The organism is Neisseria sp. KEM232, assembly GCF_002237445.1.
GTDB lineage: Bacteria > Pseudomonadota > Gammaproteobacteria > Burkholderiales > Neisseriaceae > Neisseria.
In genome coordinates, this window is the sequence record NZ_CP022527.1 from 293,936 (window position 1) to 307,094 (window position 13,159).

Sequence of the window (13,159 nt, forward strand, 5' to 3'; positions counted from 1 at the left end):
CAGACGGCCTGCCTCGTGTATGATGCCGCCCCTGTTTTTCAACGACTTGGACGGGTGACGGATTTGGAAGTTTATCTGGTGCGCCACGGCAAAACCGTGTTCAACACGCTCGGCCGCCTGCAGGGGTGGAGCGATTCGCCGCTCACGGAAGAAGGCCGCACGGCGGCGGCAGATTTCGGCGCAAAGCTGGCGCGGCGCGGCATAGAGTTTGATGCGGCGTTTTCCAGCACGGCACCGAGAGCCGCGGCAACGGCGCGACTGCTGCTCAAACACGCGGGGCAGGCGGCTTTGCCGCTTGTCGAACTGGCGGATTTGCGCGAATGCTGTTTCGGCGGGTTTGAAGGCGAACACGCGCAAACGCTGTACCGCCTGCTGGCCGGGCGCAACGGCTTTGCCGACGCGGATGCGTTTCAGACGGCCTTCCGTCGGGCGGATCGTTTTATGCTGCTCGATGCCGTGGCGCAGGCCGATCCTCTGCATCTGGCGGAAAACCACGAACGTTTTACCGCCCGCACCGCCGCCGCGCTGAAACAAATCGCCCTTGCCGAGCAAAACTGCCGCCGAGTGCTGGCAGTGGCGCACGGCATGACCATTACCGCCGTGCTGAAAAGCATCGACCCTGCCGCAACGGAATACCGCAGCGTGCCCAACCTTTCGCTGTCGCGCCTGCGTTTTTCAGACGGCCTGTGGCGGATAGAATCGGTCGGCGAAGTGTTGTAAACGCAAGAAAGTGTGTCGTTTTGTATCGCGAAGTGTAAAAACGGCGGCACACTGTCTATGCAATATGGATTAATTTCGGACTATCGGTTAGAATACAAACATTCACTTCATAACAATCACTGTTACAAAGGACTGTTTTATGGACTACAAGCGAACCTCCATCAATATTGCCATGTTACAGGCACGCGATATGCTGCTTTCGCATTTCCGTCCGATTTTGCACAGCGCGGGCATTACCGACCAGCAATGGCGCATCATCCGCCTGCTGGCGGAAAACGGCACTATGGATTTTCAGGAGCTGGCCTCCTCCGCCTGCATCCTGCGTCCCAGCCTAACCGGTATCCTAAACCGCCTCGAACAGAGCGGCCTGCTGATCCGCATGAAACCTTCCAACGACCAGCGCCGCGTCTTCCTCAAGCTCACCGCCGCCGGCATGGAAATCTACGAAAACACGCGTTCGCAGGTTGACAAACGCTACGAAGAAATCGAGCAGCGGATGACCCGCGAGAAAATGAACCAGCTTCACAGCCTGCTGGGCGAACTGGCCGCGCTCAAACGCCCCGACGGCAAAGACGGCGGCGCAGACGCAGACGAAGAATAACCCCCGCCCGCATTCGCGGGCATACCGCCAACGCGGCAGTGTCGGGTAAAATACCAGCCTGCCGCGTTGCCTATGGCGCGGCGGCAAACGATAGCAGACCGCTCCCGCCTGCCCCTTCGGGGCATAAACACGGGAACGGCGTTTCCGAAACACGGTTTTTCCGCCAATCCGCAGCCGGAGGCCGTCTGAAAACGCAGCTTCAACGAAATTAGAACACGGTGCCGACCCAACAAAACCACCGCCGCGAAACCCGAATCCCATGCCGCATCCCCTGCAACTTCCCTTCCGCGACGCCATGTCCGTCTGCGCCGCCGGCGTCCACGTCATCACCACCGACGGCGCGGCCGGGCGCTACGGCATCACCATGACCGCCGTCGCCCCCGTCACCGACGAGCCGCCTACCGTCATGCTCTGCATCAACAAACAGGCGGGCATCATTCCCGTTCTTCTGGAAAACCGCGCCGTCTGCATCAACGTCCTCGCCGCACACCAGCAGGATGCCGCCGAACACTTCGCCGGCCTCACCGCCCTCTCGCCTGAAGAGCGCTTCGAATACCATATCTGGCACAGAGGCCGCAGCGGCCAGCTGCAAATCGAAGGCGCACTGGCGCACCTGCACGGCAGCGTCGCCGCGCAAAACGAAGTCGGCACACACCACGTTTTCATGATCGAAATCGACGAAATCGCCGTCCGCGGCGGCTCCGACCCCGCGCTGGTCTATTTCAGACGCCACTTCGCCGCCCTGCCCTGAAACGGGCTTACGGCTTCTGCGAAGCCGAAACCACCAACCCACCGCACACCAACCCGCAGCCGAAAGGACACCCGATGGGCACCCTCAACGAAATCCTCGACTTCAACCGCAGCTTCGTCGAAGCAGGCGAATACGCCCGGTTTTTCAGCAACAAATACCCCGAACGCGGCCTGGCCATCCTCTCCTGCATGGACACCCGCCTGTCCGAACTCCTGCCCCGCGCCCTCGGTCTGAAAAACGGCGACGCCAAACTCATCAAAAACGCCGGCGCCCTCGTCAACCATCCCTGGGGCTCGGTCATGCGCAGCCTGCTGATAGCCGTTTTCGAACTGCGTGTCAGCGAAATCATGGTCATCGCCCACTACGACTGCGGCATGCGCGGCATGAGTGCCGACGGCTTCCTCGAAAAAACCGCCGAACACGGCATTCCCGCCGACCGCATCGACACCCTGCGCAATGCCGGCATCGACCTCGACAACTGGCTCACCGGCTTTGACGACGTCGAAGACAGCGTCCGCCACACCGTCGGCATCATCCGCCGCCATCCCCTCATGCCCGCCGCCGTCACCGTCCACGGCCTCGTCATCCACCCCACCACCGGCAAACTCACCCTTGTCGTCGACGGCAACGCCCAGACAGAGGCCGGACGGCCATGAGCGGCAAAACCGGACTCTTCGGCGGCACCTTCGACCCGCCCCACAACGGCCACCTGCACATCGCCCGCGCCTTTGCCGACGAAACCGGCCTCGACACCGTCATCTTCCTGCCCGCGGGCGACCCCTACCACAAAAGCGCCCCGTGCACCCCCGCCGCCTACCGCCTCGCCATGACCGAACTGGCGGCTGCGGCCGACCCGCGTTTCGCCGTCTCCGACCTCGACATCGTGCGCGGCGGCGCGACCTACACCGCCGACACCGTGCAAATCTTCCGCCAGCATTATCCCGCCGCCGAACTCTGGTGGCTGATGGGCGCCGACAGCCTCGCCGCCCTCCACACCTGGAAAAACTGGCAAACGCTCGTGCGGCAAACCAACATTGCCGTTGCCGCCCGCAGCGGTTTCAGCCTAGCCGCCCTGCCGCCCGAACTGCACGACTGGGCGGGATACGCCCTGAGCCGCGGCAGCCTGCGCCTGCTGCAAGCCCCCCTGTCCGACATCTCCTCCACCGACATCAGAGGCCGTCTGAAAAACGGCCATAGCGCCGACGGCCTCATCCCGCCGCAGGTAGCCGCCTACATCCGCCGCCACAATCTGTACGCCGAAAACCCGCAGGCCGTCTGAATCACCGCCACGGCTTTCAGACGGCCTCAACGCACCGGTAAAACGCACAAAAAGGCCGTCTGAAAAACCGCCCCAACGCCAGACAGGCTTTCAGACAGCCTTTTGTTATACTGCGCCCTTTTCGCCGCACAGGCCGTCTGAAACGGCACACTGTCCAAACCGAACCCTTATGAACCTGCTCTCCATCCTCGGCAAACTCGGCAGCATGACCATGCTGTCGCGCATCCTCGGCTTTATCCGCGACATGATCATCGCCCACGTCTTCGGCTCGGGCGACGCCGCCGACGCCTTCTTCACCGCCTTCAAACTGCCCAACCTGCTGCGGCGCATTTTCGCCGAAGGCGCATTCGCCCAAGCCTTCGTGCCCGTGCTGGCCGAATACAAGCAGACCAAATCGCCCGAAGCCACGCGCGAATTCGTGCAATACATCGCCGGCATGCTCACCTTCGCCCTCACCGCCGTCACCGCAATCGGCGTGCTGGCCGCGCCGTGGATCATCACCGCCACCGCCACGGGCTTTACCAAAAACCCCGACAAATTCGCCCTCGCCACCGACCTTCTGCGGATTATGTTTCCCTACATCCTGCTGATTTCCCTGTCCTCTTTCGTCGGCTCGATACTCAACACCTACCACAAATTCCAAATCCCCGCCTTCACCCCCGTCCTGCTCAACCTCTCCTTCATCGCCTTCTCGCTCTTTTTCGTGCCCTATTTCGACCCGCCGATCACCGCGCTGGCCTGGGCGGTGTTCGTCGGCGGCATCCTGCAACTCGTCTTCCAACTGCCGTGGCTCGCCAAACAGGGTTTTCTCAACCTGCCCAAACTCGATTTCAAAAACGCCGCCGTCAACCGCGTTATCAAACAAATGATGCCTGCCGTTTTCGCTGCCAGCGTCGCGCAGATTTCCTTAGTGATCAACACCATCTTCGCCTCCTTCCTGCAAAGCGGCAGCATCTCTTGGATGTACTACGCCGACCGCCTCACCGAACTGCCCACCGGTGTGCTCGGCGTCGCGCTCGGCACGATACTGCTGCCCACACTGTCGAAATACGCCGGCGGCCGCAACCCGCACGAATTCTCCAAGCTGCTCGACTGGGGACTACGCCTGTGCTGCCTGCTCGCCGCCCCCGCCGCGCTCGGGCTGGCAATGCTTGCCTACCCGCTGATTGCGACGATGTTCGTCAGCCAGAGTTTCAGCGCGCACGATGCCATAATGACAAAAAACGCCCTGATCGCCTGCTCCTTCTGCGTCATCGGCCAGATTATGATTAAAGTGCTCGCCCCCGCCTTTTACGCGCAGCAGAACATCAAAACGCCGGTCAAAGTGGCCGTCGTTACCCTGATGGCGACGCAGCTGATGAACCTCGCCTTTATCGTGCCGCTCAAACACGTCGGCCTGTCGCTTTCCGTCGGCCTCGGCGCCTGCCTCAACGCCGCCTTCCTCTATATCCTGCTGCGCGTCAAAGGGCTTTATTTTCCCGACGCGGGCTGGAAAACCTTTCTTGCCAAACTCGCCGTCGCGCTGGCCGTGATGGGTGCGGGGCTGTGGGCGGCGCAGGCGCTGACCGGCTTGGAATGGATCAACATACGCGGCTGGCAAAAAGCCCTGCAACTGGCCTGGCTGGTGCTCTTGGGCATCACCCTCTACTTCACCACCCTCGCCGCCCTGGGCTTCCGTCCGCACCATTTCAAACGCTCGGAACACTGATACTCGGCGGACAAGACAAAAGGCCGTCTGAAAACCCGAAACAGAGTTTTCAGACGGCCTGACGTATGCCGTGGGAAACAGCCGATACCCGCGTTGACGGCAGGAGTGCGATAAGGCCGTTCCCGCCTACGTCCACCATTCGGAACGAAAACGTCCGCGCTGACAAAAAAGGCCGTCTGAAAACCCTGTTGCGGGTTTTCAGACGGCCTTTTGCCGCACAAAACGGCGCGGCGGTCGTGTTCGGACTGCCTTACTGTGCCTGCGGCTGTGCGGCGTTTTCGCTGCCGTCGAGCGTGACCCGTTTCAGGCCGCCGCCGAGGGCTTTGTAGAGATCGGCCATGTTTTCCAGCATGGTCAGGCGGGTGGCGATGAGGGCAGTGTCGGCGGTGTAGCTGCTGCGCTCCGCATCCAAGAGGTCGAGCGCGCTGGATACGCCGTGTTTGTAGCGCAGGCGCACGAGGCACAGCTGGTCGGCGTAGGCGGTGCTCTGCCTGCTGTTGGCATGGTAGGTTTTGTCGAGCTGCTCACGGGCGACAAGGGCGTCGGCTACGTCGCGGAAGGCATTCTGCACGGCGGCTTCGTAGTTGACGACCTGTATTTCCTTACGGATTTTGGCGGCGTCGAGGCTGGCTTTGAGGCTGCCCCAAGTGAAGATGGGGATGTTGATGGTGGGGGCGAACGCCCAAGTGCCGTTGCCTGCGTGGAACAGGTTGTTCAATTCGTGCGAGGCCGTGCCGACGCTGCCGGTGAGGCTGATGCTGGGGAAGAAAGCCGCACGCGCCGCGCCGATGTTGGCATTTGCCTGTTTGAGGGCGTGTTCGGCGGCGCGGATGTCGGGGCGGTTGAGCAGCACGTCGGAGGTAAGGCCGGCACCCAGGCGGTCGAAGACGAATTGTTTGTTCAGCGGCAATCCGGCGGGCAGATCGTCGGGGATGGGCTGATTGATGAGGACGGACAGAGCGTTGCGCGCCTGTTCGCGGCTCTGCACGGCAGACGCGTAGGCGGCTTTGGCCGCTTCGATCAGGGCTTGCTGCTGGCGCAGGTCGATGGCGGAAATCACGCCCGCTTTGTGGCGGATTTCGCTGAGACGGAAGGTTTCTTCGCGGCTTTTGAGCACTTTTTGCGCTAGCGCCATGTTTTCTTCGGCGGTGCGCTCGTTGAAATAGGCTTTGGCAACGGAGGCGACCAGAGCGAGATGGGCGGAGTCGCGGGCGGCGGCGCTGTTGAAGTAGCCTTCGAGGGCGGCCTGTTTGTTGCTGCGGGCTTTGCCGAAGAGGTCGAGTTCGTAAGAGGAGACGCCGAGGCCGACGCTGTACGACTCGGAAATCACGCCGTGTCCGGTGCCGTTGAGGTCGCCCGCGCTTTTCTGGCGCGCACCGCTGCCGCTTGCGCCGAGGGAGGGGAAGAGGGCGGCGCGGCTGATGCGGTATTGTTCGCGCATGGCTTCGGCGTTGAGGGCGGCGGCGCGCAGGTCGGTGTTGCGTTCGAGCGCGATGTCGATCAGGCGGTGCAGGCGCGGGTCGGCGAAGTAGTCTTTCCAGCCCAAGGCGGCGGCCTGAATGCCGTTGTCGGCGCGGTCGTATTTGAACTGCTGCGCCACGGCTACCTGCGGCTCTTGGTATTTGGGAATCATAGTGCAGGCCGACAGGGCTGCGGCGGCGGCAACGGCGGCGAAGGCCGGTTTGAGTGTGATGTTTTTCATTGGGATCTCCTTAAACAGGCCGTCTGAAAACCGTGTTTGGCGTTTTCAGACGGCCTTTTGCTTAGTGCCTGTCGTGCGGCTCGTCTTCCGCGCTCACGCCTGCTTCGAGGGCGTGCTGGTGTGCCAGTTCGAGCTCGTGCGCGCTGGGTTTGAAGATTTTGCGCACGGCAACATAGAACAGGGGCACGAGGAATACGGACAGTATTGTGCCGACCAGCATGCCGGAGAGCACGGTGGTGCCGATGGCTCTCTGGCTGGCGGAGCTGGCGCCGGAGGCGAAGAACAGCGGTACGACGCCGAGAATAAAGGCGAACGAGGTCATGATAATCGGGCGGAAGCGCAGGTGCGCCGCACGCAGGGCGGCTTTCACTGCGTTCATGCCCTGTGCCTGCAGGTCTTTGGCGAACTCGATAATCAGAATGGCGTTTTTCGCGCTCAAGCCGATCACGGTAATCATGCCGACCTTAAAGTAAATATCGTTGAGATATTGCGGCGGCACGCCGAAGATGGCGAGGAAGCCGTTGCGGCCGGTGACGCCCAGCACGATGCCGAGAAAGCCCAGCGGCACAACGAGAATCACGGCCAGCGGTACCGACCAGCTTTCATACAGCGCGGCCAAGACGAGGAAGACGGCAAGGATGGCGAGGCCGTAAACCAGATAGGTTTGCGAGTTGCCTTTTACTTCTTCGCGCGACTGTCCCGCCCATTCGAGGCTGTAGCCGCCTTCGAGTTCGTTGACCAAGCGCTGCGCTTCGGCCATCACCTGGCCGGTGGAATAGCCGCTGGCGGCCGCACCTTCGAGTTTCATCGCCGGATAGCCGTTGAAGCGCACGCTCTGCTGCATGCCGTTTTCCCATTTGGCGGAAACGAAGGCAGACAGCGGCACGGCCACGCCCGACGAATTGGGCACGGTGAGCGCGAGGATATCTTCGGGCTGCATGCGCGAAGCGGCGTCGGCCTGCACGATTACCCTTTGCAGACGGCCGTTGTTGGGGAAGTCGTTGATGTAGGACGAGCTCAATGCTGTCGCCAATACGGTGCGCACCGACGAGAAATCGATGCCCTGCGCGGCGGCGGCGGCGCGGTCGATTTCCAGTTTGAGCTGCGGCGCGTCTTCGAGGCCGGAGGCGCGCACGGCGGAGGCGTCGAACATCGGGTTTTGCCGCATTTTGTTCATCAGCTCGTTGCGCTTGGCCAGCAGGGCTTCGTGGCCGTTGTTGTTGCGGTCTTGCAGGTACAGCTCGAAGCCGGAGCTGGTGCCCAGCTCCATGATGGCGGGCGGGTTGATGGCGATACCGAAGCCGTCTTTGATGCTGCCCATCAGCGCGCCGGTGATTTTGCCCGACACGGCGGCCGCGCCGCTCATCGGATCGGTACGCTCGCTCCAGTCTTTCAGGGTGATGAAGCCGAAGCCCATGTTCTGACCCGAGCCGCCGAAGCTGAAGCCGGATACGGTGAGGTAGGTGTCGACTTCGGGCATATTTTGCAGCACTTCGTCCACCACTTTCATGGTTTCGTCGGTGCGCTCTTTGGTTGCGCCCGCAGGCAGCTGCACCATCATCATCAGGCTGCCCTGGTCTTCCTGCGGCAGGAAGGAGGTGGGGATGTTTTTGTACAGCACGCCGGCCACGCCGGCCAGGGCGATGTACACGGCAATCATCGGCACGCCGCGCTTCATCAGCTTGGCTACCCAGCCCTCATAGCCGTGTGTGGTTTTGCTGAAGGTGCGGTTAAACCAGCCGAAGAAGCCTTTTTTCTCGATATGGTGGCCTTTGGGGATGGGCTTGAGCAGCGTCGCACACAGTGCGGGCGTCAGCGACAGGGCGAAGAAGGCCGAGAAGCCGATGGCTATCGCCATGGTGGCGGCAAACTGGGTGAAGATTTTGCCTTGCGCGCCGGAGAAGAAGAGCAGCGGCACGAATACGGAAATCAGCACGGCGGTGATGCCGACAATCGCGCCGGAAATCTGCGACATGGCTTTTTTGGTGGCGGCTTTCGGCGGTAGTCCTTCTTCGGACATGATGCGCTCCACCGCTTCCACCACCACAATCGCATCGTCCACCACGATACCGATCACCAGCACCATGGCAAACATGGTCAGCACGTTGATCGACATGCCCAAGTATTGCAGGCAGGCGAAAGCGCCCAACAGCGAAATCGGCACGACGATGGTCGGAATCAGGGTGTAGCGGAAGTTTTGCAGGAAGAGATACATCACGATAAACACCAGCACGATGGTCTCGATCAGCGTGTGCACCACTTTTTCAATCGAAATGGAGACGAATTTGGAGGTGTCGTAAGGCGCGCTCCAGGTCATGTCGTTGGGGAAGAAGCGTTTGAGCTCGTCCATACGCGCGCGCACGGCGGCGGCGGTCGCCATCGCGTTGCCCTTGTTCGACAGCATCACGGCCATGCCGACGGCGGGTTTGCCTTTGAGCTTGGTGGAGGTGGAATAGTCCTGGCTGCCCAGATTGATGCTGGCGACGTCTTTCAGATAAACGTTCGAGCCGTCGGTGTTGGCGCGCACGATGATGTTGCCGAACTGTTCGGCGGTGGAGAGCTGGCCTTCGGCGGTAATGGTGGCATAGATGGTTTGTCCGGCCACATTGGGCAGCGCGCCGATCGAGCCGGCGGAAATCTGCACGTTTTGCGCGGAGATGGCCGCGTTGACTTCGGCTACCGACAGATTGAAGTTTTGCAGCTTTTTCGGATCTATCCACACGCGCATCGCACGCTGCGAGCCGAACAGGCGGGCAGTACCCACGCCTTCGACGCGCTGGATTTCCGGCTTGATGTTGCGCTCGACATAGTCGGCGATTTCCTCGGTCGTCATGCTTTCAGACGACATCATCAATACCATCAGGAAGTTGGAGCGCGATTTGGATACGGTGACGCCGTTCTGCTGCACGGTGGCGGGCAGTTGCGACAAGACTTCGGAGAGTTTGTTCTGCACCTCGACTTGGGCGAAATTCTCGTCGGTTTCCGGCGTGAAGGTCAGCGTCACCGAGCCCGAGCCGCTGCTGTCGGCGCTGGTGGACATATAGTCCAAACCTTCCACGCCGTTCATATTGCGCTCGATAACGGCCAGCACGCTGTCTTCCATCACCTGCGCCGACGCGCCCGGATAGACGGCCTGCAGCGAAATGGTGGGCGCGCCCACGCTGGGATACTGCGACACCGGCAGATTCATGATGCCGATAACGCCCGCCAGAATAATAAATATCGCGATTACCCACGCGAAAATGGGACGGTCGATAAAAAACTTAGCCATGTGCGCATTCCTTATTTGGCGGCAGACGCAGCGGCGGGTTTGGCTTCGGAGGCCGTCTGAACGGCTTCTTCGGGCGCGGAGGCAGGCGCGTCTTTCGCACCTTCCTGCGGCTTGGCCTGCGGCGCGGCCTGGGCGGCGGCGTTTTCAGACGGCCTCACCCATTCTTTGGGCGTCACCTTTTTCGACCCGGTTTGCGCGCCCATCATTGCGGCGATGGTCGTACCGGCCACCACCACCTTGTCGCCTGCTTTGAGGCCGTCTGAAACAATCCAGTCGCCGTTTTGCTGCGCGGCGACGGTGACCACGCGCGGCTCGAGCTCGCTCTGCGCGTTCACCACCATCACGGTGTCCTTCTGTCCGCGCGTTACCGCCTGCTGCGGCACGGCGAAACCGCCCTTGATAACCGACTGCGCCATCACGGCGCGCACATACAGGTTGGGCAGCAGGATGTTTTGCGGATTGGGCACGATAACACGCAGCTTCACCTGTCCCGTCGTTTCGCTGACCGTGGTGTCGGCAAACATCAGATAGCCTTTTTCGCCATAGGTCGAGCCGTCTTCAAACTTGATGTCCACTTCGATGCGTCCGTTCACCGGCTGCACCTTGCCTTCGGCAATCTGCCGGCGCAGCTTCATGATTTCCGTTGCCGACTGGGTCACATTGGCATACATCGGATCGGTCTGCTTGATATTGGCCATCGCCGTGGTGTCGCCCGCACCCACCAGCGCGCCTTCGGACACGTTCGACTGGCCGATGAAACCGGAAATCGGCGCGGTGACACGGGCGTAGTTGACATTAATCTGCGCCGAACGGATGGCCGCCTTGGCCGCTTTCACGCTGGCGTCGGCCGAACGTTTGGCGCTGACGGCGGCGTCGTATTCCTGACGGCTGATGGCGTCGGCCTCAACCAGCGGACGGTAGCGCGCCACATCGGCATTGGCTTTGGCCTGCGCCGCCTCGGCGGAAGCGAGCTGGGCGCGCGCGCTTTCCAGCGAAGCCAGATAGGACGCGTCTTCCAACTGGTAGAGCGGCTGGCCTTCGCGTACGAAGCTGCCTTCCTGGAACAGGCGGCGTTTGACGATGCCGCCCACCTGCGGACGCACGTCGGCCGAGCGTACGGCTTCCAAACGGCCGGGCAGTTCGACGCCGATTTCGATATCCTGAGGCTGCACAGTCAACACTTCCACCGCCGGCGCGGGCATTTGCTGCTGCGCCTGCTTACCGCCGCCTTGTTGCGCTTCCTGCGTACCTTTTCCGCCGCCGCAGGCCGTCAGAGCCAGCAGCACGGCGGCGGCCAGAGCCGCCGGACGCCATATATTCCGTATCATGGTGTTCTATCCTTCATCTTTTTGACGTTAAATAAAAATAAACTGTGGCAGGCCGTCTGAAACCCTTTCAGACGGCCTGCCGAACCTTGTTAGGGCGCGGATTATACATACAGCCTTGAATGTAATAAAAGCGGAATCTATAATGCGCGCCGTTTTTTTACACTTTTTCAGGGTGTGCCGACATTCGCTGCCAAACCCCCAATAACGCCGTTTGGGGAAATTCCGGTTTTTTCAGACGGCCTTTCGCATTTCGCAAGCCGAATGCCGGCACACCCTGCAACAACGTCTCCCCAATGCGCAAAACCAAAGCCGAAGCCCAAAAAACCCGCGAGCAACTTTTGCAGTCCGCCCTCGACACCTTCCTCGAAAACGGCGTTTCCCGCACCTCGCTTGCCGCCATCGCCCGCAACGCCGGCGTCACGCGCGGCGCGCTCTACTGGCATTTCAAAAACAAAGAAGATTTGTTTGAAGCCCTGTTCCAACAGATTTTCGCCGACTGCGGCACCTCCTTCGCCGCCTGCCTCGAACAGCCCGACCGCCGCAGCCTGCGCCGCATGTTCGTCGACATCTTCGACCACATCCAACACAACGCCCTGCACCGCCGCCTCATCATCATCCTCCACACCAAATGTGAGTTCACCGAAGAAACCCGGCCGATTATGGCGGCGCACCAAAAATACATCGGCCTGTGGGAACAGCAGCTGCGCCGCATCCTCGAAACCTGCACCGACGGCGGCGAACTGCCCGCCGACCTCGACATCAACCTCGCCGTCCACTACCTGCACGCCGTCACCTGCGGCCTGATCGACATATGGGTGTACGAACAGCAAACCAACCTTGCCGCCCTCGTCCCGCCCATCATCGACGCCGCCATCCACACCCTGCAACACAGCCCCGCCCTGCGTCAGGCCGTCTGAAAGCGCATCCATATAGAAAGAATCCCATGACCAACCCCGCCCGCCCCCGCCTGATACAGGTGCAAAGCAGCACCGCCCTCGGCAAAAACATGCGCCGCATCGTCTTTTGCAGCCCCGAGCTGGCCGACTACCCCTGCGAAAGCAACGGCGTTCCCTTCAAACTCCTCCTGCCACAGCCCGGCCAAAGCACGCCGAAACTGCCCGACAGCTTTGAAAACGGCCGCCCAAAATGGCAAAGGCCGTCTGAAAAACCGCTTACCCGCACCTACACCGTGCGCCATTTCGACCGCGCCGCGCAAACCCTCACCGTCGATTTCGTCCTGCACGGCGAACACGGCCCCGCCGCTGCCTTCGCCGCCCGCGCCCAAGCGGGCGACACCGTCGGCATCGCCGCCCCCAAACGCGGCGCGATGCTCAAACCCGCCGCCGAATACCTGATGGCCGCCGACCTCACCGCCCTGCCCGCCGTCGCCGCCATGCTCGAAGAAATGGCGCACAGCCGTCCCGACGCGCAGGGCAGAGTCTTCCTGCTGCTGCCCGACGAAGCCGACCTGCCCGAACTCGTCCGCCCCGCAGGCATCACCGTCACCCCCTTTATCGGCGGCGCGGAACAAAACGACGCCATCGCCGCCGCCGTAGCGCAATCGCGCCCGACAAACGCCGACTGCCAAATCTGGTTTGCCGCCGAAGCCGCCCTGGTCGCCGCCCTGCGCCCCATCGCCCGCCAAGACTGGCAACTGCCGCCCGCCCGCTGCTACGCCGTCCCCTACTGGCGGCAAGGCGAAGCCGAAGAAGCCTACCACCAACAGCGCCACGCCTTTGTCGACAGCGACGGCGAAGAGGCCGTCTGAAAGCAGGGTTTCAACAGCCGCCATGCAACGA

The 13,159-nt window shown here is 61.6% G+C and carries 11 protein-coding genes; 8 read left to right on the top strand and 3 right to left on the bottom strand.

The window, feature by feature from the left end:
- The first annotated feature begins 54 nt into the window (after positions 1-54).
- The 6 genes from CGZ77_RS01400 (at position 55) to murJ (ending at position 5,059) form a co-directional block, all read left to right on the top strand.
- Positions 55-720, top strand: coding sequence for a histidine phosphatase family protein (locus CGZ77_RS01400; protein WP_009426361.1), 666 nt, complete (start codon positions 55-57; stop codon positions 718-720).
- Positions 721-859: 139 nt separating this feature from the next.
- Positions 860-1,321, top strand: a complete 462-nt coding sequence (gene hpaR, locus CGZ77_RS01405) for a homoprotocatechuate degradation operon regulator HpaR (RefSeq protein WP_009426360.1) — start codon at positions 860-862, stop codon at positions 1,319-1,321.
- Positions 1,322-1,580: 259 nt separating this feature from the next.
- Positions 1,581-2,072 carry a 4-hydroxyphenylacetate 3-monooxygenase, reductase component gene (gene hpaC / locus CGZ77_RS01410; RefSeq protein ID WP_009426359.1) on the top strand — a complete coding sequence of 164 codons (492 nt, stop codon included), beginning with the start codon at positions 1,581-1,583 and terminating at the stop codon, positions 2,070-2,072.
- A gap of 74 nt (positions 2,073-2,146) precedes the next feature.
- Positions 2,147-2,728, top strand: a complete 582-nt coding sequence (locus CGZ77_RS01415; RefSeq protein WP_009426358.1) for a carbonic anhydrase — start codon at positions 2,147-2,149, stop codon at positions 2,726-2,728.
- Positions 2,725-3,351 carry a nicotinate-nucleotide adenylyltransferase gene (gene nadD, locus CGZ77_RS01420; RefSeq protein ID WP_009426357.1) on the top strand — a complete coding sequence of 209 codons (627 nt, stop codon included), beginning with the start codon at positions 2,725-2,727 and terminating at the stop codon, positions 3,349-3,351. Before CGZ77_RS01415 ends, nadD begins: the two co-directional genes overlap by 4 nt.
- Before the next feature lie 169 nt (positions 3,352-3,520).
- Positions 3,521-5,059, top strand: coding sequence for a murein biosynthesis integral membrane protein MurJ (gene murJ / locus CGZ77_RS01425; protein ID WP_009426355.1), 1,539 nt, complete (start codon positions 3,521-3,523; stop codon positions 5,057-5,059).
- 250 nt (positions 5,060-5,309) lie between these two features.
- Here murJ and CGZ77_RS01430 read toward each other — a convergent pair whose 3' ends face one another.
- From CGZ77_RS01430 to CGZ77_RS01440, 3 genes are all read right to left on the bottom strand, one after another.
- Positions 5,310-6,761, bottom strand: a complete 1,452-nt coding sequence (locus CGZ77_RS01430; protein WP_009426354.1) for an efflux transporter outer membrane subunit — start codon at positions 6,759-6,761, stop codon at positions 5,310-5,312.
- Between the two features lie 61 nt (positions 6,762-6,822).
- Positions 6,823-10,032 carry an efflux RND transporter permease subunit gene (locus CGZ77_RS01435; protein ID WP_094030846.1) on the bottom strand — a complete coding sequence of 1,070 codons (3,210 nt, stop codon included), beginning with the start codon at positions 10,030-10,032 and terminating at the stop codon, positions 6,823-6,825.
- Positions 10,033-10,043: 11 nt separating this feature from the next.
- Positions 10,044-11,360, bottom strand: a complete 1,317-nt coding sequence (locus tag CGZ77_RS01440; protein WP_009426352.1) for an efflux RND transporter periplasmic adaptor subunit — start codon at positions 11,358-11,360, stop codon at positions 10,044-10,046.
- Positions 11,361-11,653: 293 nt separating this feature from the next.
- Here CGZ77_RS01440 and CGZ77_RS01445 point away from each other — a divergent pair, with 293 nt between their 5' ends.
- Positions 11,654-12,277: a TetR family transcriptional regulator gene (locus CGZ77_RS01445; protein WP_009426351.1), complete on the top strand. Its 624-nt coding sequence runs from the start codon at positions 11,654-11,656 to the stop codon at positions 12,275-12,277.
- 26 nt (positions 12,278-12,303) lie between these two features.
- Positions 12,304-13,128, top strand: a complete 825-nt coding sequence (locus CGZ77_RS01450; RefSeq protein ID WP_009426350.1) for a siderophore-interacting protein — start codon at positions 12,304-12,306, stop codon at positions 13,126-13,128.
- Positions 13,129-13,159: the final 31 nt, after the last annotated feature.

What these genes read in the sequence shown, in the direction of transcription:
- CGZ77_RS01445 (WP_009426351.1), top strand. Translation starts at nt 11,654, where the DNA reads ATGCGCAAAACCAAAGCCGAAGCCCAAAAAACCCGCGAGCAACTTTTG.
- murJ (WP_009426355.1), top strand. Translation starts at nt 3,521, where the DNA reads ATGAACCTGCTCTCCATCCTCGGCAAACTCGGCAGCATGACCATGCTG.
- CGZ77_RS01430 (WP_009426354.1), bottom strand. Translation starts at nt 6,761, where the DNA reads ATGAAAAACATCACACTCAAACCGGCCTTCGCCGCCGTTGCCGCCGCC.
- CGZ77_RS01440 (WP_009426352.1), bottom strand. Translation starts at nt 11,360, where the DNA reads ATGATACGGAATATATGGCGTCCGGCGGCTCTGGCCGCCGCCGTGCTG.
- CGZ77_RS01435 (WP_094030846.1), bottom strand. Translation starts at nt 10,032, where the DNA reads ATGGCTAAGTTTTTTATCGACCGTCCCATTTTCGCGTGGGTAATCGCG.
- hpaC (WP_009426359.1), top strand. Translation starts at nt 1,581, where the DNA reads ATGCCGCATCCCCTGCAACTTCCCTTCCGCGACGCCATGTCCGTCTGC.
- hpaR (WP_009426360.1), top strand. Translation starts at nt 860, where the DNA reads ATGGACTACAAGCGAACCTCCATCAATATTGCCATGTTACAGGCACGC.
- nadD (WP_009426357.1), top strand. Translation starts at nt 2,725, where the DNA reads ATGAGCGGCAAAACCGGACTCTTCGGCGGCACCTTCGACCCGCCCCAC.
- CGZ77_RS01415 (WP_009426358.1), top strand. Translation starts at nt 2,147, where the DNA reads ATGGGCACCCTCAACGAAATCCTCGACTTCAACCGCAGCTTCGTCGAA.
- CGZ77_RS01450 (WP_009426350.1), top strand. Translation starts at nt 12,304, where the DNA reads ATGACCAACCCCGCCCGCCCCCGCCTGATACAGGTGCAAAGCAGCACC.